The 18,517-nt window shown below is 62.4% G+C and carries 18 protein-coding genes and 1 riboswitch; of the genes, 7 read left to right on the top strand and 11 right to left on the bottom strand.

Annotated features, from left to right (window positions below):
- Positions 1-6: 6 nt before the first annotated feature.
- The 3 genes from NCR39_RS15985 to mntP all read right to left on the bottom strand — a co-directional run bounded on the left by NCR39_RS15985 (position 7) and on the right by mntP (position 3,469).
- The gene (locus tag NCR39_RS15985) at positions 7-1,701 is read right to left on the bottom strand and encodes an FAD-dependent oxidoreductase (protein WP_250453064.1); all 1,695 of its coding nucleotides are present in this window, start codon (positions 1,699-1,701) and stop codon (positions 7-9) included.
- A gap of 106 nt (positions 1,702-1,807) precedes the next feature.
- Positions 1,808-2,836 (bottom strand): YncE family protein, encoded by a 1,029-nt coding sequence (locus NCR39_RS15980; RefSeq protein WP_250453063.1) that lies wholly within the window; start codon positions 2,834-2,836, stop codon positions 1,808-1,810.
- Positions 2,837-2,899: 63 nt separating this feature from the next.
- Entirely contained in the window at positions 2,900-3,469 is a 570-nt protein-coding gene (mntP, locus tag NCR39_RS15975) for a manganese efflux pump MntP (protein ID WP_250453062.1), read from the bottom strand.
- A gap of 11 nt (positions 3,470-3,480) precedes the next feature.
- Positions 3,481-3,646: riboswitch (yybP-ykoY riboswitch) on the bottom strand.
- Positions 3,647-3,776: 130 nt separating this feature from the next.
- Between mntP and NCR39_RS15970 the strand changes: the two genes are divergently transcribed.
- From NCR39_RS15970 to NCR39_RS15950, 5 genes are all read left to right on the top strand, one after another.
- Entirely contained in the window at positions 3,777-4,379 is a 603-nt protein-coding gene (locus NCR39_RS15970) for a phosphatase PAP2 family protein (protein ID WP_250453061.1), read from the top strand.
- 352 nt (positions 4,380-4,731) lie between these two features.
- Complete coding sequence (locus NCR39_RS15965; RefSeq protein WP_250453649.1) at positions 4,732-5,085, top strand: TadE/TadG family type IV pilus assembly protein; 354 nt, start codon at positions 4,732-4,734, stop codon at positions 5,083-5,085.
- A gap of 11 nt (positions 5,086-5,096) precedes the next feature.
- The gene (locus NCR39_RS15960; RefSeq protein ID WP_502800239.1) at positions 5,097-6,170 is read left to right on the top strand and encodes a TadG family pilus assembly protein; all 1,074 of its coding nucleotides are present in this window, start codon (positions 5,097-5,099) and stop codon (positions 6,168-6,170) included.
- A 191-nt stretch (positions 6,171-6,361) separates the two neighbouring features.
- Complete coding sequence (locus NCR39_RS15955; RefSeq protein ID WP_250453059.1) at positions 6,362-6,802, top strand: YsnF/AvaK domain-containing protein; 441 nt, start codon at positions 6,362-6,364, stop codon at positions 6,800-6,802.
- Between the two features lie 100 nt (positions 6,803-6,902).
- Entirely contained in the window at positions 6,903-7,811 is a 909-nt protein-coding gene (locus NCR39_RS15950; RefSeq protein ID WP_250453058.1) for a YsnF/AvaK domain-containing protein, read from the top strand.
- Between the two features lie 86 nt (positions 7,812-7,897).
- On the opposite strand, the gene NCR39_RS15945 is transcribed toward NCR39_RS15950, so the two are convergent.
- From NCR39_RS15945 to NCR39_RS15935, 3 genes are all read right to left on the bottom strand, one after another.
- On the bottom strand, positions 7,898-8,353 hold the full coding sequence (locus tag NCR39_RS15945) for a hypothetical protein (RefSeq protein ID WP_250453057.1): 456 nt from the start codon (positions 8,351-8,353) through the stop codon (positions 7,898-7,900).
- A 91-nt stretch (positions 8,354-8,444) separates the two neighbouring features.
- A complete protein-coding gene (locus NCR39_RS15940) occupies positions 8,445-8,954 on the bottom strand; it encodes a hypothetical protein (RefSeq protein WP_250453056.1) in 510 nt (169 codons plus the stop codon).
- 702 nt (positions 8,955-9,656) lie between these two features.
- The gene (locus NCR39_RS15935) at positions 9,657-11,636 is read right to left on the bottom strand and encodes a PhoX family protein (protein ID WP_250453055.1); all 1,980 of its coding nucleotides are present in this window, start codon (positions 11,634-11,636) and stop codon (positions 9,657-9,659) included.
- A gap of 258 nt (positions 11,637-11,894) precedes the next feature.
- On the opposite strand from NCR39_RS15935, the gene NCR39_RS15930 reads away from it, so the two are divergent.
- Positions 11,895-12,533 (top strand): LysE family translocator, encoded by a 639-nt coding sequence (locus NCR39_RS15930; protein WP_250453054.1) that lies wholly within the window; start codon positions 11,895-11,897, stop codon positions 12,531-12,533.
- Between the two features lie 45 nt (positions 12,534-12,578).
- On the opposite strand, the gene NCR39_RS15925 is transcribed toward NCR39_RS15930, so the two are convergent.
- The 4 genes from NCR39_RS15925 to NCR39_RS15910 all read right to left on the bottom strand — a co-directional run bounded on the left by NCR39_RS15925 (position 12,579) and on the right by NCR39_RS15910 (position 16,130).
- Positions 12,579-12,959, bottom strand: coding sequence for an RT0821/Lpp0805 family surface protein (locus tag NCR39_RS15925; RefSeq protein ID WP_250453053.1), 381 nt, complete (start codon positions 12,957-12,959; stop codon positions 12,579-12,581).
- Between the two features lie 46 nt (positions 12,960-13,005).
- A complete protein-coding gene (locus NCR39_RS15920) occupies positions 13,006-13,947 on the bottom strand; it encodes a DUF2950 domain-containing protein (RefSeq protein WP_250453052.1) in 942 nt (313 codons plus the stop codon).
- 10 nt (positions 13,948-13,957) lie between these two features.
- Positions 13,958-15,193: a DUF3300 domain-containing protein gene (locus tag NCR39_RS15915; RefSeq protein WP_250453051.1), complete on the bottom strand. Its 1,236-nt coding sequence runs from the start codon at positions 15,191-15,193 to the stop codon at positions 13,958-13,960.
- A gap of 247 nt (positions 15,194-15,440) precedes the next feature.
- Positions 15,441-16,130: a CBS domain-containing protein gene (locus NCR39_RS15910; RefSeq protein ID WP_284507234.1), complete on the bottom strand. Its 690-nt coding sequence runs from the start codon at positions 16,128-16,130 to the stop codon at positions 15,441-15,443.
- A gap of 379 nt (positions 16,131-16,509) precedes the next feature.
- Between NCR39_RS15910 and NCR39_RS15905 the strand changes: the two genes are divergently transcribed.
- Complete coding sequence (locus NCR39_RS15905) at positions 16,510-17,100, top strand: BPSL1445 family SYLF domain-containing lipoprotein (RefSeq protein ID WP_250453648.1); 591 nt, start codon at positions 16,510-16,512, stop codon at positions 17,098-17,100.
- Positions 17,101-17,161: 61 nt separating this feature from the next.
- Here NCR39_RS15905 and NCR39_RS15900 read toward each other — a convergent pair whose 3' ends face one another.
- Entirely contained in the window at positions 17,162-18,502 is a 1,341-nt protein-coding gene (locus NCR39_RS15900) for an ArsB/NhaD family transporter (protein WP_250453049.1), read from the bottom strand.
- Positions 18,503-18,517: the final 15 nt, after the last annotated feature.

Raw genomic sequence — 18,517 nt, 5'->3', positions numbered from 1 at the left:
ATCCGTTCATCCGTTCGGGTTGGCGTTGCACGTGGCGCGGTCCACGGCGGCGGAAATCGCGGCGGCGTCGAGCGCGCGCCAGCGTGCGCACACGTGCTGATCCGGGCGCACGAGATAGAACGTGCCGGGGCGCGCGTCGAAGCGATGCGTGACGATGCCTTCGGCGTCTTCCACCACGTTCACGCCGGCCATCGGCGGCACCTTCACGCCGCGCGGCGCGACGATCAATGGACGCACCGCCACCGGCAGACGCGCGAGCGCCGCGAGTTGCGCGGCCGTCTCGCCGATGTCGTCGTGAAGGCCGCAAAAGTAGACGCCCGTGAACGCGCCGCCGGAAAGCTGATGCAGGAACCAGGCGTCCTTGCCATCGGCGACGACGGGCGCGTCGGTGCAGACGGAGCCGGGCACCATCGCGCAGGAGAATGAATCGGCGGGATCGTCGGGCGTATTCAGCGACGAATCGCGCAGCACCGCGGGAACCGACAATCGCCCGCTATTGACGATGCGCCGCGCGAACGCGCAGTCCTTCGCGAGCTTGAGCGTCGCGTCGCGGAACAGGCGCGAAACCGCGCTCTTCGGCGTGATGAAATCCGTCGCACGCGTCGAGTTGAGGATGTTTTCGTCGGCCGCGAACTCGCGCTCGGACGCGTAGGTGTCGAGCAGCGCGGACGGTGCGTCGCCGTTCACGACGAGCCGCAGCTTCCACGCGAGATTGTCGGCATCCTGCACGCCGCTGTTCGCGCCGCGCGCCCCGAACGGCGACACGCCGTGCGCCGAATCGCCCGCGAAGAGCACGCGGCCATGACGGAACGAATTCATGCGCAGGCACGAGAACGTGTAGACGCTCACCCATTCCAGTTCGAATTCGACCTCCTCGCCGAGCAGCGCCTTCACGCGCGGAATGACGCGCTCGGGCGCTTTCTCCGCGACGGGATCGGCGTCCCAGCCGAGCTGGAAGTCGATACGCCATACGTTGTCCGGCTGGCGATGCAGCAGCACCGACTGATTGCGGTGAAACGGCGGATCGAACCAGAACCAGCGCTCGGTCGGAAACGACGCCTTCATCTTCACGTCCGCGATCAGAAAGCGGTCCTTGAACGTGCGGCCCCGGCTATCGAGACCGAGCAGGCCGCGCATGGCGCTGCGTGCGCCGTCGGCTGCGACGACGTATCGCGCGCGCAGCGGATACGCGCCGTCGGGCGTCTCGATCTGCAATTCGACGTGATCGTCGTGCTGCGTCAATCCGGCGACGCTGCTTTTCCAGCGCATCTGGAGGTTGTCGAGCTGCATCGCGCGGTCGGCGAGATAGCCTTCCACGTAGTACTGCTGGAGGTTGATGAACGCAGGCCGCGCATGGCCCGTTTCCGGCAGCAGGTTGAACGTATAGATGAGTTCGTCCTGAAGAAAGACCTTGCCGACGTTCCAGCTCACGCCCTTCTCGACCATGCGATCGCCGCAGCCGAGGCGATCGAAAATCTCCAGCGTGCGCTTCGCGAAGCAGATGGCGCGCGAGCCTGAGGAAAGCGTGTCGTCGTTATCGACGAGCACGACTTTCACGCCCTGCTGCGCCAGATCGACGGCAGTGGAAAGCCCGACCGGCCCGGCTCCGACGACGACGACCGGATGCACCGCGCCCGACGGCGCATCGTGCTCGGCCGCGCGAGTGTAATCGAACCGCAACTTCTGATAGTCGGTCTGCATGCCGCGTCTCCTGACAGCTTCAATTTATGTATAGCAACTTCGCTTGCTATACGTGAATTGATTGTCATTGTAGGAAGAGCGGGAAAATTGAAAATCTGTGTAAACCCTAGGGCAAGCGCAGCGGCGCCACGATGCGAAGGACCGGATGGCCGTCGACATTCTTGAGGGGGAAATACGAGCGATGCGTCGCGTCATCCACATAGACGACGTGCGCGTCAGGCCCCAGAAAACCTTCGCCCACTTTCGTCATGCGAGTCCCGTCGTGGCGGAGCATGGAGACCACGCCCGCCTCGCCCGCCACATACAGCGTGTTCGCGGAAGCATCGAACGCCAGCACGTCGGGCGCGCGTCCCACGTCGAACGATTGCGTCACGCGCATCGTGCGCATGTCGAGGACAAGCAGTTTGTTGTTCCCTTCGCAGGCGATGAACGCGAGCCTCAGTTGCGGCACGATGAGCAAGCCGTGATTCCCGTTCGCGCCGGCCACGTCGATGCGCGCGACGATCGCATCCGTCGATGGATCGATCTCTATCAGCTGGCGACGCGTCTGTACGTTGACGAAGATGTGCCGCGAGACGGGATCGTATTGCGTGTTGCCGGCCTCGCCGTCCAGCGCGATGGTTTTCAGGCGGCGGTTCGTCGAAACGTCGATGACGGTCTCGGTCTTGCCGGTCTCGTCGGAAACGTAGAGCTTGTGCGCGTCGGGCGCGTAGGCCATGCCGTCCGGATACACGCCTGCCGGCATGCGCGCGATGACCTTCAGCGTGTTCTCGTCGATAGCGACGACTTCGTTCGTTCCGGTCGCCGAGGCGAACACGCGCGACCACTCCGGAATCACGAGCACGCCGTGTACGGACGCGACGTTCTTTATCGTGCCGATAACCCGCGCATCGTGCGTATCGAACACGACGATTTCGCTATCGCCCAGATGCGCGATCATCAAGAGATGACGCGCGGGATCGCCGCTTTCGTAATCGAAACGAGACGTGCGTCCGGGCATGGGAACATCCGCGACGTGCTGTAGCGGAAGATGCGTCGCATCGCCCTGTTCCGTTGCCGATACATCGTCAGGCCACGCGAACAACGCTGCCACGGCGAGACAGGCGAGAAGGCGCATCGGTCGCAACGCTGTCATGATCGGTCTCCGTTGAAACGGACATGCCGAAACGCGATGAGCCGGGTTCGATGCGTCCTCGCTTCAGCTCATCAAGCCGAGGTGCTCCACGAGAATGGCGCTGCCGACGCCGATCAGAACGAGGCCGCCGGCGATCTCCGCGCGCTTGCCGATAGTCGCGCCGACGAGCCGCCCGATCATCACGCCGATCGTCACCATGAGCATGGTCGCGATGCCGATGGTCGCCGCGGTCGAAAAGATATCGACATCGATGAACGCGAGGCCCGCGCCGACCGCCATCGCGTCGATACTGGTGGCGAAGCCGGTGGCCGCGAGTACCCAGAACGAATGCGAGTCGGGCTTCTCGTGGCCGTGCTCGGGTTGGCCGAAGCCTTCGCGTATCATGCGCGCGCCGAGCAAAAAGAGCAGGCCGAACGCGATCCAGTGGTCCCACGCGGTGACGTACTGCGCCGCCGACCGTCCCACTGCCCAGCCGACGAGCGGCGTGATGGCCTCGATGATGCCGAAGATGACGCCGGTTCTGAGCGCTTCGGCAATACGCGGCTTGTGCAGGCTCGCGCCTTTTCCGACGGCTGCCGCGAAGGCGTCCGTCGACATGGCGAAGGCGAGGAAAATGGTCGATGCGAGATTCATTGAGTAGCGCTCTGGTCGGGCAAGAAGATGCGACGGAAGACGCCTCCCGACCTTCAGGCGCGTTCCATCGATGGTCTTGCCAACCTGTTCTGGCTGCTCACGCCACGGCCCGATGGACCGAGTGTGTTGACGTGAGCGCTTCCCGCGATGCGGAAAGCCGGCTACTCCCCAGCGAAGAACCGAGAGAGTAACACGAGTGAATTCACGTTCAGCGTGAAGATGCGCAATCGCGTGCTCAGGCGCGCTAAGCCTTTCATAAGCGTCCGCGAACTAGCATGTCGCGCTACTCCCGTTCGAGGACCGCCGCATGACCCGACTTGAAGCGCTCAACCGCGCGTTGTTCCTTCTGATCAACGCACGCGCCGATTCACCGCAATGGCAGATCGACATTGCACTCGCCATTGCGAACGATCTCGTCTATCTGATTCCCGCCGTGCTGGCTTTCATGTGGCTGTTCGGCGATCGCCGTCAACGCGACGCAGCCGTGCGCGGCTTTTGCGTCAGCTTTCTCGCGCTCGGCTTCAATCAGTTGATCGGTCTCGTCTGGATGCATCCACGGCCGTTCATGATCGGCCTCGGCCATACGTTTATCGAACACGCGCCGGATTCTTCGTTTCCTAGCGATCACGTCACGGTTTTCGCGAGCATCGCGTTGACCTTGCTTCTTGCCGGACTCGTCCGCACGGGACTGCTTCTGGCGCTCGCGGGCGCGGCGGTCGCCTGGGCGCGCGTGTGCATCGGCGTGCATTTTCCGCTCGATATGGTGGGTGCGGCCGGCGTCTCGTGCGTGGCGTATGCGCTCCTTGCACCGCTGTGGGCGCGTGCGGGCGATTCCTTCGTGCGTGTGCTCGTCGCACTTTATAGAAGGACTTTTTCGTGGCCGATCCGGCGCGGATGGCTCGCGCCTTAAGCCGCTTGCATCGCTCATTTCGCTTAAGCAAGCCTTAAGCAACGCGCATCTACGATCTCACGCCGTCGGGTTCTTCAGAAGAATCGAACCTGCGTGGCGTCGCTCATGCAATGCACTATCGGCACGTCAAGAACAGACACCATGGACCAATCCCGCCTGACGAAAGCCCGCAATACGTGACCTCTCGTCCACTACAAGCGTAAGCAACGTCTCTCGAAGGAATCGCATGAAGCCGGATGCACGTCATCCCTCGCTCCTCCGTCGAAGCAGCGCTGGCAAGTCGCGGGGTCGGCGCGTCAGCGTCAGGGAAAACGGCAGCGTGGCAATCGAGTTCGTCATCGTGCTGCCCTTTATGTTGCTCGTTCTTGTCGGGATTATCGACGTCACGCTCATGCTTTACGACAAGGCCGCGATTGCAAACGCTGCACGCGTTGCCGCGCGCGCGGGAACATGCGTGAGCGTTCCACCGCTTACGACGAGCCAGGTTTCCGCAACGGCAACGGCGGCACTGAACGGCGTTCTGGTCAGTGGCAAATCGAGCAACGTTCCCACGGTGACCGTGAATCAGTCGAACGGCACGACGACGGGCAGCCCGCTCTCAGTCACCGTCTCGTATCCTTATCAGGGACTATTCGTCGGTTCCGCATTCACCACGCTCACCGGTCCGATATCGCTTTCCGCGACCGCCGTGATGAATTACGAGTGAATAAGGTCGTAATGTTGAATCGGCCCATTCCGCCCGGACGGGAAACTTCATCACCAAACTCACTCCGTCGCGGCCGCCGTGCGTCGTCTCTTCGCCGGCAGCGCGGCTCGATGGCGATTGCCATGCCGATTGCGCTATGCATGACGCTTGCGGTCGGCGCGCTTGCTGTCGATATCGGCCATCTTTTTCTCGCCAGGACCGAACTGCAAACGGACGCCGACGCTTCTGCGCTCTCGGGCGCCGCGCATCTTCTGACTATCGGAAGCGGTGCGAACTGGAGCGGCGCTCATGATGCAGCCGCGCAAGCCGTCACGCTGAATTCATCCGATGGCATCGCGCTGAAAGACGCGGCCATCGCAACGGGCTACTGGAATCTCGCGCGAGTGCCTTTGGGCTTGCAGAGTCAAAGCATCACGCCCGGCGCCAACGACGCGCCCGCCGTCCAAAGCACCGTCGCACGCGCGACGGGCAGCAACGGCGGTCCGGTCAACTTCTTTCTTGCTCGCATGCTTGGCATCGACAGCGGCGCGGCCAGCGCGAGCGCCGTCGCTATCGTGGCGGCGCCGGGATACGTCGCGGCGAACGCGCTGTTTCCGGTGGCCATCGGACGGTGTATTTACAACCAATACTGGAACGCGCAAACCGGCACGCCCGTCGTTGATTCGAGCGGAAACCCTCCGCAGGTCGAGATCGGCAACGCCCAGACCTACAACGGCTGCGAAGCCGGTCAGTGGACTTCTTTTCAGACCACTAACAACGACGTCCCCACGGTGCGCGGACTGATTGCGAACGGCAATCCTGCGGGCTTGCGCATAGGCGATTCCATTTGGATTCAGTCCGGCGTCAAGACGACGATCTATTCGTCTGTCCCATGGAACGTCGACGTGCTCGTACCCGTTGTAGACGACGTGACGAGTTCCGCGCAGCCGATCGTCGCTTTTGCAGCCTTTCATATCGACACCGCTAACGGCGCCAGCGACAAGTACATTCATGGGCACTTCATCGCCGGTTACAAGATCGCATCCGTAGGCGGCGGCGTCGGTCCCTATTACGGCGCTTACGTTCCGCCGCGCCTCGCGTATTGATGCGTCGCGGGCGATAGCCGCCCCATCTTGCCATCGCCGCTTCAAAACTGATTCAAAACTGATTCCCATTTGGACAGCCATGCCGCGTGCCCGCGTTCGGCACGGCGTTTGCGCATTCATCGCGCGGGCATCAACGCCGCAGCTTATTTGGAGGCGTCTTTCGATGATCGTCTGTACCAACGGAGAAACCGATGAGCACCGATGACAAGCCCGCGAATCCATCCCACGCGCCCGACGAAGTCCGGCTCGCCGCCGTGCAGGAAGAACTGTCCGTCGGCGTGACGACGACCGAGACGGGCGCCGTGCGCGTTCGCAAGGTGGTGCATGAAGAGATGCATCCCGTTTCCATGCGATTGCGCAGCCAGGAAGTCGACGTCAGGCGCGTGGCGGTGAATCGTCCGGTGGAAGAACGCGCGGAGCCGCGGCGCGAAGGCGACACGCTCGTCATTCCTGTGTACGAATACGTGCCCGTCGTTCGCATGCAGCTTACGTTGAAAGAAGAGGTGTATGTGACGACACGCGAGCAGCAGCAGGACGTCGTCCACCATGTTCTTTTGAACTCCGAAGAATTGGTGGTCGAGCGCCGCGACGGCACGAGCGGCGAGTGGAAGCCGGACCCTGACGCCAGTTGAATTCATTCAGGCGCGCAGCGCGGGAACGACCGTTGCGACTATGACCGCACGCGTTTCAATCCCGGCTTGCGTATGCCTAATTTCTTACGGAGATGCTGCAATGACTCAGACCATCATCGGTGTATTCAATACCCTTCAGGATGCAGAAGTCGCCCGGACTCGCCTGGAAACAGAAGGCATCGCCCGCACGGACATGAACGTGCACGCCAACGATGCAGGGACGACGTCCATGACCGGCGATCTCGCCACGCGCGATGCAGTCGCGGACCGTCGCGTCGGCGAAGAGCACGAGGGCGCGATGGGGCGCATCGAGCATTTCTTCAAGAACCTGTTCGGCGATCACGATCGGCCCGAGGAAATCGGCCATTATCAGGAAGCGGTACGTCGCGGCGGCGCGCTGCTGTCGGTGGATGTCACCGATGAAACGTCCGTGGAACGCGTGCGCGATGCGCTCTATGCAGCCGGCGCCATCGATATCGACACGCGTGTCGCGCAATGGCGCAACACCGGTTATACGGGCTACGACAGCAACGCGCCCGCTTATACGGCGGATGAAATCGCGGCTGAACGGCAGGCGTTCCCGGTGGTGCAGGAATCGCTCGATGTCGGCAAGCGCGAAGTGCAGACGGGCGGCGTGCGCGTCTATTCGCGCGTGACGGAAACGCCGGTGAGCGAATCGGTGAATCTGCGTGAAGAGCATGCGAGCATCGAACGCAGGCCGGTGGATCGCCCGGCGACGGCGGCGGATCTGAAGGAAGGCTTCGTCGAGATCAGAGAGACCGCCGAGGAGCCTGTGATCGCGAAGACGGCGCGCGTCGTCGAGGAAGTCGTGGTCGGCAAGGAAGCATCGAACCGCACGGAAACCGTCCGTGACACCGTGCGCGGCACCGAAGTGGAAGTCGAGAGAACGGCCGGCACGGAAGGCGTCGGCGGCGTCGCGGGGACGCGCGGCGTGGCGAACGTCGACGACATCGGCACGGTGACGCCGGGAAAGAAGACGCCGCTTTGATGTGAGCGAATCGGCCGCCCGCTGCGCTTGGTTTTTAGCGCGGCGGCGCGTGCCGTCTGCGTCTTTATCGCTGAGTTATCGCTGAATTACCGCCGAGTTGTCGCGAGCGGAACGATCTTGTCCAGCTTGTCGAGCAGAATCTCTTTCTGCTGTTCGTTCAACGCGGCCAGCCCCGGATACATGTTGATCAGTTGCATCCGTTGCGACGGCGATTTGGACGGAAGCAGCATCAGCAGCCCCGCTTTCTCAGGCTCCGACAGCGATGACATTTGCGGCAACGCGCTGAGTTGCCTCATTCCGGGCGATGCCGCCGTCGGCACGTTTTCATCCGCCGCCTTCGACGGCGCGGATAGCTTCCGTGCTTGCGACGCAGCTTCCGGGTTTTCCGAATCCAATCGGTTCTGTTCCGACGCGTTCTGCGTAGCGGCCACCGATGCAGGCGCGGACTCGCCGCCGCCGCATCCATAGACCAGCAAGCCCGACGCAAACATATAACCGGCCGCGAGAAAGCGACGGTAACTGGCATCAACGTTCGATTTCACGATCAAGCATCCGATCATTCAATGACGACATCAACCGCAGCGCAGACGTGCCAGCGAGTGCCGGCACGCACGAAAGACTACACGGGTTCCATCAAGCGCTCACGATACTGATATACGGCTGAGTAAAGCCCTTGAAGATGAGCGTGTACGCAAAGCTCGTCAGCGTCACTCCCCCGAGCAACTCCTTGGTCCAATTGCCATTCGGGCAGGTCGCCGAGGCGAGTAAATCCTGCGTGCCTGGCGCAGTCGTACCGAGCGACGGCACAATCAGTTGCCCGTTCCTGGAAGGTGTTAGCTGGCCCGATGAGGACGACGCCACGGTCTGCGTCTTCACATTCACGATCTGACCGCCGTGATTGCGGCACTGGACAGTGGCCGAGTAAGTCGCTGACAGCGTCGCTACCGCGTTGGTATGGCCGACTCCTCCTATCGTGGTCCCGGTGCAGGATACGTCCTGAGTGGCTGGATCGACGGTGCATACCGGTTCTGCGGAGCCGTTCGCATAATGCGCTCCGCTGGGTCCGTTGGACGCAATGGTCTCGGCCCAAGCCGGGGAAGCAGCTAACGCGGCAAGCAATGCCGCTAAGGCTAGATTCTTCATGTTTGCCTCCTGAATAAGGTCTAACGAGAGATGACTGGAAGACAACGCTTCCTGAAAACTGCCGATTAGGCTCTCGCCTAAGTCATCCGCTTTGCCTTGGACACAATGAAACGATCGATTCGCGCGCCGACGCCTTGTCTTTAATCCGATCCGATATGCGCGCAGGAAGCCTCGCTGAATGCAGCGTTTCGCACGCACTAATACGATTTGAGGACCCCGCATATGGCACGGTCCGGCGATATCAATCTGCCGCCGGGAAAAGGAGATCCGGCGCACACGAACCCCTGACGGGGAAGCGACGGCCTTTGCTTTGAGAGAAAGCCGTTCGGTATCGCAAGTATTTTCTGTTTGGGGAATAGAAGTGAGATCGCCCCGCGTTGACGAGCGACCGAGCATCGACAGTTGACTTTCAAAGTAAACTTACAATAAGGAATGCTTAAGTCAAGCTGTATCTTTCAATGCGCGGCAGTTGCCTCTCATGCAAGAACAAAACGGGTCGCATTTCGGATGCAATGCTTCTCGCGTTATTAAACGAACGAATACAGATTCATTAAAACGCCTGAACGCCGACTTAACGCTTCGCTCATTTTTTAATTCTCTTGGCGATCACGCTAAAGCGGCTAAGACAAGAATCATTCACCCGCACCGCGACATTGGCGACGAAAGCGAAGCGCGATGCTTCGCTCTCGTCGCATCACGCCGTCAACTCAGTTTGATCGAAGCCGGATCGGCGGTGAGATAACCCACCGCTGCACCGTAGCGATCCTTGTAGTTCGCGCGGATGAGCGGATCGAGCGTCGCCTGCACCTTCGCATGCAGCGGCGCTTCCCAGTCGCCCGCGTGCTGGAAGTTGCTCATGATGTAAGTCCAGCCGTTGATCTCGTCGACCGCGTGCAGGCCCGTCGATTCCGCGCCCGACGGCGCCGACAGAATGCGCGACAGCGTCTTCGTATCGACGTTGTACGCCCACAGGAAGTTGTTGACGTGCCGGCCGCTGTCTTCGCCGATGAACAGCGTGCGCAGCTTCTCGGAGAACTTGAGGTTGTCGGGATTCGCGATGCGTTCCGGATTGCCGATGTTGCCGAGCGCGTCCGCCGAAATGTCCTCGCCCACGAGCGCGGCGGGCGCGGCCATGTCGACCGGCACCCATTCGCTGTTGATCGCAGCGCCGGACAAGTCGCGCTGGCCGCCCTTCAGGTTGAACGCGTACACCGCGCCCGAGTTGATGGTCTTGTCGACCGCGAATTCGGCTGCGTGCGCGTCGCCCTTCACCATCGACTTGACGATCTGCGACATCGCCGAATACACGATCTTGTCCTTCGCATCGACCGTCGTGCCTTCGAGCTTCGTGAAGCACATGCTCGCGCCGCGCAATGCCGCGTAGCGATGCGTCTCCAGGAACGCGGCCGCTTTCTCCATGCCCGGCTTGATGCGAATCCAGTTGAACGCGCCGTTGTAGTTGATGCGCGTGTAGCTGGCATCGAGCGTCGCGCCGACCGTCGCGTCGCTCACGACGTCCATGATGTCGGCGAGCGTCAGCGTGTTGGCGAGATTTTCGATTTCATCGCTCGTTGCGTGGCCGAGATTCATCCACGTGAGGTTGGCCGAACCCGCGCCCGCCGACGATGTCATCGCGCACTTCGCGACGTACAGCGTGCCCGCAGAAAGATCCGCTTCCTTGTCCGCGACGAACATGAAGACGCCGCCGTTGGTGGCGTCGTCGCCCATCATCACGGTGCGCTTGTCGGGCATGACCTGAATCAATTCATGCGAGATGCGTCCGAGGCAATAGTGTTTCCTGATGCTGCCCGTGCCGTCCGGATTCACGGTGACTTCGGGCACGTGACCATAGTGATACGGACGCGCTTTCGTTTCGTCGCCGTAGAGGTTCTTGCTGTATGCGAGGAACTGCGCGTCCTTCGCGCCGAGCGCCGCATCCGGCTCGTACTCTTCGCTCGACAGATGCGTGTTCCACGGCGAAAGGCTCGCGCCGCAGGTGATCCACAACCCGTTTGCCTTCGACGTATCGACGTTCGCGTAGCTCACGAGCGACAGCTTGCCGGTGGCCGGATCCTGATCGAGCGTGAGAACGGCGATCGGCGATGGCAGGCGGCCATACATGCTGGCGGCGTTCTGATCGCGCGTGGTGTATTCGAACTGCACGACCGCGAACACGGCGTTGCCCTTCACGCCCTTGACGTTCGGCTTGTCGAGCTTGATGAGCGACGTGCCGTCCGGGCAGTCCGAGAAGAACTGGCGCTCCTTGCCCGCCACCGAGCGGTCGATGATCGGCTGATTGTCGATATCGACATATCCGCCCGCGACGATGGTGCCGCCGGCCGTGTTCGGCACGACATCGCCCGTCACGAAGAACGGCTGATACGCGAGCTTGTAGGCGCGGTTGCTGCCGTCGCTGAAGTTCACGGTCATCGTCGAGGCGACGGAAGTCGTGGCCATCGCGGCGGGATTGGCGAGCGTGGGCGCGGCCATGCTGCTGAACGTGGCCGTGGTGAACGCCGCCGTCGACGCAGGCGCGGATACGGCGGGCGCCGCGTTGCTGTCGCTGCCGCCGCATGCGGTGGCGAGCAGCGAAGCGGCGGCCGAACCGCCGAGCGGCAGCATCGGCGCGCCGGCAAGAATCTTGAGGGCCTTGCGGCGGGAAAGGTCGAGGGGCAGCGCCATGTGGTTTCAAGTCCTTGATTGCGGGTTGTGTACCGGCTGTGCGAGTCTTTCTTCAGACCGTTGCGATCTGAACGTGCCGGTTGACGCGCTACTCTAGGAAATGAATGTGAAATGCATTTGACAGGCGCGCGTAATTGTTTCGTGGTTCGCTTGAAAGGCGGCAGACTGGCCTGCACGCACGATGAAGAACCGTCCCTGTTCGCGAGCGTCGTTGCTGCCCGATACTCGAACGCGTTATCGAGACCTCGAAAAGCCACCATGACCGCACACGCCTTCATCGACGCCAACCTTCTGCTCGCGTGGTCGGCCTACTTCGTCGGCACGGCGAGCCCCGGCCCGAGCAATCTGGCGATCATGTCTATCGCGAGCACATCGGGACGGCGCGCGGCGTTATCGTTCGCGGCAGGCGTGATGTCCGGCTCCTTCTTCTGGGCGATGCTCGCCGCGCTCGGCCTGTCCGCCGCGCTAACGGCGTATTCGGGCTTCCTCGTCGCGGTCAAAATCTGCGGCGGCGTCTATCTCTTGTGGCTCGCGTTCAGATCGGGCCGCTCGGCATGGCGTCCGCGAGTGCGCGCATCGTCGGCAAATGCGGCTGAGCACGGCGTGCGACGGCTCTACGCGCGCGGCGCGCTGCTGCATCTGACCAATCCGAAAGCGATTCTCGTATGGATGTCCGTGGCCGCGCTCGGCTCATCCGCGAGTCAGGGACCGATGCACATGTTGAGCGTCGTCGCGGGCTGTCTTTGCATCGGCTTGAGCGTGTTCGGCGGCTACGCGGTGCTGTTTTCGATGGCATCGGCACGGCGCATCTACGCGCGCGTCCAGCGTTATTTCGATGCATGTCTCGCAATCGTGTTCGGCGCGGCGGGCATTCGGTTGCTGGCATCGCGTGTGTGATTGCGCGTTGCGCGCGTGAATCGTCTCGCCGACGTTATTCGCAACTCACTGCTTCTTGATGCGCCAATCGCCGCTGGCCGTCTTGCACGCAATCGGCGTCCACGTCTGCGTCTGTCCCTTCGCCACGGCGACGAGCGTCACGCGACGGCACTTGTCGCCGTGGCTCGATGTCGTATCGCGGGGCGTGACGGTGCCTTCGATATGCACCGGATTGCCCGTGCCTTCGTTGCTCCAGCGCATCGTCTCGCCGTCCTTCTTCGTTTCGAGCGCCTTCTGCGCCGCGCGATTCAACGCCTGGCGATCGGCCGGCTTTATGTAGGCGATCGGCGTGTCCTTCAGGAAGTTCAGGTTGTTCGCGAACGCGCCCGCGCACGACAGCGCGCTCGCGCCGGCCACGATGCATCGCAGAATAAGGCGTGCTTTCATCGTCGATGTCCTCTCGTCACACGTCCCTTCATGTGGACATCGCGAATCATGGCCCCGAAACGCGCGTCCACGATGAATCCGGATCGAACTCCGTCAGAGGCGGCGCGGATGCGCCCCGGCTCTTCTGATACACCACGCCGTTGTTATTGACGATGAACGTCATGACGCCGCTTTTGCCGTATTGCGCGGGATAAGCGGCCATCGCGAAGCCCGCGAGCATGCGTCCGTTGATGAGATAGCTGAACGCGCCGCCCGGTGCATGCTTGCCCTGCTTCGTGAGAATGCGGAAGTAGTAGCCGTGATAAGCGTCGCCCGGCTTGTGGCTTTCGAAGTAACGCGAACTCGCGGCGATCAGCGGTCCGAACGGGCTTGGCTCGTCGCCATTCCCGGCATCGGCGGGCCAATAGAGACCGTCCTGCTTGCCGGGCGAACTGCCGAGCTTGCGCGCGTATTGCAGCACGCCGTCGCCCATGCGGTCGCGCGTCGCGTATTCGCGCTGCGCATCGAGATAAGCGTGCAGCACCTTGATGGCCTCGCGTTCGTTCGCGCCGATACGCCGGTCGAGCACCTCCTGCACGCCCTCTTCGGTCGCGAAACGCCATGCGCCTTGCTCGCGAACGAGCGGGATCGGCATGGGCCACGCTTCGTCGCCGATGCGCAAGGTGCGCCGGTCCGGCGCCGTCTCCACGAGAGTATGAAACGTCTTCATTTCCTTCAGCGCGTTTTCGCGCAGCTCGCGGTTTTCCGCTTCATCCGGCGTCACGACGAGCTGCTTGTGCGCTTCGCCGAAGATGGCGATGAGCGCGTCGTCATCGTTCGATTCGAGCGCCTGTTCGAGCGCGCTGACGGCGTCGTCGGGCGTCGCGAACGTTCTTTGCGCGGTTGCCGCGACGGCGTGCAGCGGGACGAGCGTCGCAAGACAGAGCGCGATGGCCGCGCAGACGCGCTGCGATTCGCGCAATGCGCCGATGATGATGTGAGCGTGCATCGCGCGTCTCCTAGCGTCGTCCGCCGCCGCCGCGCCCGCCGCCGAAGCTGCGTCCGCCGCCGCCCGAAAAGCCGCCGCCGCCCGAGAAGTTGCGTTGACCGCCCGAGAAGTCGCGGCCGCCTTGCCCCGCGCCCGACATGGACTGCCGGCTCGCCGCGCCGCGCGCACTGTCCGCGCGCGCGGTCTGTGCCGAGCCGTAGCCGCTGAACGCATCGCCGCCCCGGCTTTGCACGTTGCCGGCATTCGCCGCGCGCGGTGTACCCGATGTGTTCGATGGCGTGCGCGCGTTGACACGCTGCGCGCCGCCCGTCCCGGTGGCGTTGCCGCCCGCCGTGCGCGACGGCGCATCGCCCACGCGTTGCGTCGATGCCCGCGTCGTGCCGCCCGATACCTGCCCCGGCTTCTTCTCCGAACGCCACGCGCTCGACTGCGATGTGTTCGTTCCGCGATTCGCCTGCCGCTCGGTTTGTCGATTGTTGATATTGCTCTGCACTTCGCTGCGGTTGATGTTCTGCTCGCGATTGACGTTGATCGTGTTGTTGCCGCCGTTGTAGTTGGTTTCGTAGTGTCCGCCGTGCCAGGCGGCGGTGATCGCGGCGCCCCAGACGAGACCCGTTGCGAACGCGGCCCCGGGCGCATACGGGTAGTAGTACACCGGATAGGGCGCGGGCGCATACGTATAGACCGGCGTCGGGCTGCTGACCACGACCGTCGACGGGTTGTATTGCGGCACGTAGATCACTTCGGGATTCGACGGCACGATCTTGATCACTTCTTTCTCGACCACGACCGTCTGCTTGTCGTCGGTCTTGAGATTGCCGACCGACTGCGTCTGCCGCCTGAAACGCTGCACGCCTTCGAGCACGGCGTTCTGATCCGCGACGACCGCTTCGCCGAGTGCGACGGTCCAGTCCAGATCGCCGCTCATCTTCTTCACCACTTCGGGATAGTTGAGGAGCGCCTTCACGGAGTCGTGCCACGCTTCGTTGACGGGCAGGCTCGTGTCCGTCTTTCTGCGGTCGATGAAGCGATCCGCCTGCACGACTTCGATCGGATAGGTGGACGCGGGAAGAATGATCGCGATGAGATCGTCGGGATACAGCGCGATGGGACCGACGAGCTTGTCCACTTGCGCGGAAGTCAATGCGGCCGGTGCCGCGCCGCTCGCTGCCGGAGCCTGAGCGTATGCGCCCGCATTGCCGACGAGCGCACACACGACGATGAACACGCTGATGATGTCACGCATTGTTCTCAACTCGCGAACGTCGCCCTGGCGGGAACGCGTCGATTGCGCCGTGCCGCAGTGCTGCGTCTGCATACATCGCGGAGTCGCGGCGCGTTATGTATTTGCTTCGTCGAATGTTCTCTCGTATTAAGCGTGTGGCTTTTCATGTCGCGCGGCGCAATGCACTTCGAAGATATGCAAACGCCATCGCGATTTCAAGGCATGCATGTCGCCTGGCGGATGCATGCGATCGTCCCATTCGGTCGTCTCATTCGGCCGGGGCTTGTCCGAAATGCACGACGACATCCTTCACGCCCGGCGTATTCTCCGCCGCGACGCGAATGGCGTGACCTTCTTCGGCCCCGACGACCGGCCCCCAAAGATGGACCACGCCGTTCTCGACAATGACGTTCTCGCGCGCCATCGCCCAGGGCTGGTCTTTCATGCTCGCGAGCACGTCTTCGCGAATCGCGTGATCGCCGTTCTCGGCCGACGAAGGCACCTCGGGCGCCATGGTCACGAGCGCGCGAATAAGATTGGAGCGGCTGACGACGCCGACGATCTTGCCGTCGCGCATTACCGGAACGCGCTTGATTCTTCGACGCTCCAGAATCTCCGCGATGTCGCCGACCGGACACGATTCCGTCACCGTGGTGACGTTCGTGCTCATCACGTCCTTGACCTTTCTCGCATGCTCCCTGACGTACTGGCTAGCCCGTTCCTCCGTCGATGCCACCATTTCGAGCCACCACGCACGTTGCCTCACGCCGGTCCCGATCTCCGCGCGATGCATGAGATCGCCTTCCGTGATCATGCCGAGCAGCTTGCCGGACTCGTCGACCACGGGCATGCCGCTGATGCCCGCGAACACCATCATGCCTGCTGCGTGCTGAACCGACATATCCGGCTCTGCGGTAATGATCCTGGTGGTCATGATGTCGGAAGCTTTCACGTTCATCTCCTTCGAAAGGCGGGTACGTCCCGGCCGATTGTTTCGATTTGGTGAGTGTCGATCCAGTATGCAGGCAGTGACTCTTCATGCGCCCGTTCTTAACGCGAACGCGAACCGCAATTCACTTGATTCTAGGTTAAGCAGCAGACGCTCGATAAGCAAACGTCAGTGAAATGGAACGTTCACAACAGCCGGTCTAGCGCCTATCTTGATGTAGAAAGTAGAGAGCGGCCGAACGTTGTCATGCGCGTCTTGCTCTTGAATTAGGTGTCAGTGCGTGATATCGACTGTGAGTTGGAAAGAAGACGTTGCTGTCCCAGTAACTATCAGAGCGCCGCTCGCTAAAACCGGGTTGGTGACTTAAGCGTAACAGTGGAGAAGAATGATGCAAAGACGAAACTTCATCATGAAGTCAACCGCCGCTCTCGCATTCGGCTGCCTCGTGCTCGCCGGCTGCACCACCAACAGGAACGCAGGCGCCGAGCAAGCCGCAGGCTCCGCCGACCAGCGGCGTTCCATAGACGCGGACGTCGACAGCACGATCCAGCGCCTCTATACGACGGTCCCCGGTTCCCGCGAACTGGTCGCCAAGTCGCGCGGCGTGCTCGTCTTCCCGTCGGTGCTTCAGGCAGGCTTCGTCGTCGGCGCCGAGTATGGCAAGGGTTCGCTGCGCGTGGGCGGAAGCACCGTCGGCTACTACAGCACGACGTCGGGATCGTTCGGACTGCAGGCGGGCGCGCAATCGAAAGCGCTGATCTTCCTGTTCATGACGCAGGACGCGCTCGACAAATTCCGCCAATCCAGCGGATGGTCGGCCGGTGCGGACGCTTCCGTCGCGCTTCTGAAGATGGGCGCGAACGGCAAGATCGACACGTCCACCGCAACGAAGCCCGTCACGGCGATCGTGCTGACGAATGCGGGGCTGATGGCCGATGCGTCGCTGCAAGGCACGAAGGTATCGAAACTGAGCGAGTGAGTTTGACGGGCCGTGCGGCATCGTCGCCATGGGAACGGTCGGCTCGACTGTCCCGTGGCGGTCAGCGGAGAAAGCGCGCAAGCGCGAGCACATAGACTGCCGTGACCGCCAGTTGACATGCCGTGAATGGCAGGCCGTATCGAAAGAAGCGGCCGAAACTGACGGGCACGCCTTCCTGCGCGCAGATGCCCGCCGCGACGATATTGGCTGCCGAGCCGACGAGCGTGGCGTTGCCGCCGAGCGTCGCGCCGTACATCATCGCGATGAAGACGGGAATGACGTGCTCCGGCCATTGCGTGAACTGCTCGGACAACGCGGACTCGGGAACGAATTCGGCCATGACGAGATAGCCTTTCACCATCACGACGGACGCAGCAGCGACGGGCACGTTGGCCAGCAACGAAGACAGGAGGCCGATCCCGCAGATCATCGCAAGCGAGATCAGCGTGACGTGCGTGCCGAACACCTCATAGAGCCGCATCGACATGACCTGCAGCAGGCCCGTCTTCGTCATGCCCTGCACGAGACAAAAGATGCAGCTCAGGAACAGCAGCGTCTTCCAGTCGATATCGCGCAGCACGCGCTCGGTCGGCTCGACCTTGAACGCATACGCGACGAGCAGCGCAAGCGCGCTCGCAATGACCGCGACGACCGGCGGCACGATTCGCGTGGGCAGTTCCTCGCCGAGAACGAAGAGCACCATCATCAGCGCGAGCACGGCCAAGGCGAGCGCAGCATAGACCGGACGCTTGAGCTTCGCATGCGGGCTGCGTGGCGCGAGCGGCGTGACGCTTCGCCATATGCCGCGCATCAGGAGCGGCAACAGCGGAATCACGACCGCGATGGCAAGCACGCCGCCGAGACTGGCGCGCCGCAAGTACTCGCCGAATGTCATGCCGATGGAACTGCCGACGAGAAAGGTCGCCGGATCGCCGACGAGCGTCAACAGGCCGGCCGCATTGCTGACCACGGCAGTCAGGATCATCGGCGGGACGATATCGATTCGAAGCGCACGCGCGACGCGAATGATGATCGGCGCGAGAAGAATCACCGTCGTCGCGTTCGGCAGCAGTGCGCACAGCGGTGCGACGATCACGATCAACAGAAGCAGAAAGCGCTTTCCGCTTCCCGCCGTCGCGCGCAGAAAGAGGTCGCCGACGAGATCGAACAGTCCTGTCGTCGCCAGGATTCTTGCGACGACCATGCCGCCGAACAGCAGGCTGATCGGCCCCGCCGCCGTGCGCGCGGTGGCGATCAGGTCCGTGTCGTCGATGATGCCGAGCGCGATCAGCAAGCTCGCGCCGACGAGCGCTGCGACGGCCATGTCGATCAGATCCAGCGCGATCACGATGATGACCGCCGAGAACACGCCGATGACGAGATAGATCTGCCAGTCGCTCATGGCCTAAAGCGCCGT

This window comes from Caballeronia sp. ATUFL_M2_KS44 (genome assembly GCF_023630965.1).
Classification (GTDB): Bacteria; Pseudomonadota; Gammaproteobacteria; order Burkholderiales; family Burkholderiaceae; genus Caballeronia; species Caballeronia concitans.
The sequence above is the reverse complement of the archived record's forward strand: the minus strand, read 5'-3'. Positions and strand labels throughout refer to the sequence as shown.

What these genes read in the sequence shown, in the direction of transcription:
- NCR39_RS15980 (WP_250453063.1), bottom strand. Translation starts at nt 2,836, where the DNA reads ATGACAGCGTTGCGACCGATGCGCCTTCTCGCCTGTCTCGCCGTGGCA.
- NCR39_RS15960 (WP_502800239.1), top strand. Translation starts at nt 5,097, where the DNA reads ATGTTGAATCGGCCCATTCCGCCCGGACGGGAAACTTCATCACCAAAC.
- NCR39_RS15935 (WP_250453055.1), bottom strand. Translation starts at nt 11,636, where the DNA reads ATGGCGCTGCCCCTCGACCTTTCCCGCCGCAAGGCCCTCAAGATTCTT.
- NCR39_RS15930 (WP_250453054.1), top strand. Translation starts at nt 11,895, where the DNA reads ATGACCGCACACGCCTTCATCGACGCCAACCTTCTGCTCGCGTGGTCG.
- NCR39_RS15940 (WP_250453056.1), bottom strand. Translation starts at nt 8,954, where the DNA reads ATGAAGAATCTAGCCTTAGCGGCATTGCTTGCCGCGTTAGCTGCTTCC.
- NCR39_RS15910 (WP_284507234.1), bottom strand. Translation starts at nt 16,130, where the DNA reads ATGAACGTGAAAGCTTCCGACATCATGACCACCAGGATCATTACCGCA.
- NCR39_RS15965 (WP_250453649.1), top strand. Translation starts at nt 4,732, where the DNA reads ATGTTGCTCGTTCTTGTCGGGATTATCGACGTCACGCTCATGCTTTAC.
- NCR39_RS15950 (WP_250453058.1), top strand. Translation starts at nt 6,903, where the DNA reads ATGACTCAGACCATCATCGGTGTATTCAATACCCTTCAGGATGCAGAA.
- mntP (WP_250453062.1), bottom strand. Translation starts at nt 3,469, where the DNA reads ATGAATCTCGCATCGACCATTTTCCTCGCCTTCGCCATGTCGACGGAC.
- NCR39_RS15915 (WP_250453051.1), bottom strand. Translation starts at nt 15,193, where the DNA reads ATGCGTGACATCATCAGCGTGTTCATCGTCGTGTGTGCGCTCGTCGGC.
- NCR39_RS15925 (WP_250453053.1), bottom strand. Translation starts at nt 12,959, where the DNA reads ATGAAAGCACGCCTTATTCTGCGATGCATCGTGGCCGGCGCGAGCGCG.
- NCR39_RS15920 (WP_250453052.1), bottom strand. Translation starts at nt 13,947, where the DNA reads ATGCACGCTCACATCATCATCGGCGCATTGCGCGAATCGCAGCGCGTC.
- NCR39_RS15955 (WP_250453059.1), top strand. Translation starts at nt 6,362, where the DNA reads ATGAGCACCGATGACAAGCCCGCGAATCCATCCCACGCGCCCGACGAA.
- NCR39_RS15970 (WP_250453061.1), top strand. Translation starts at nt 3,777, where the DNA reads ATGACCCGACTTGAAGCGCTCAACCGCGCGTTGTTCCTTCTGATCAAC.
- NCR39_RS15905 (WP_250453648.1), top strand. Translation starts at nt 16,510, where the DNA reads ATGCAAAGACGAAACTTCATCATGAAGTCAACCGCCGCTCTCGCATTC.
- NCR39_RS15900 (WP_250453049.1), bottom strand. Translation starts at nt 18,502, where the DNA reads ATGAGCGACTGGCAGATCTATCTCGTCATCGGCGTGTTCTCGGCGGTC.
- NCR39_RS15985 (WP_250453064.1), bottom strand. Translation starts at nt 1,701, where the DNA reads ATGCAGACCGACTATCAGAAGTTGCGGTTCGATTACACTCGCGCGGCC.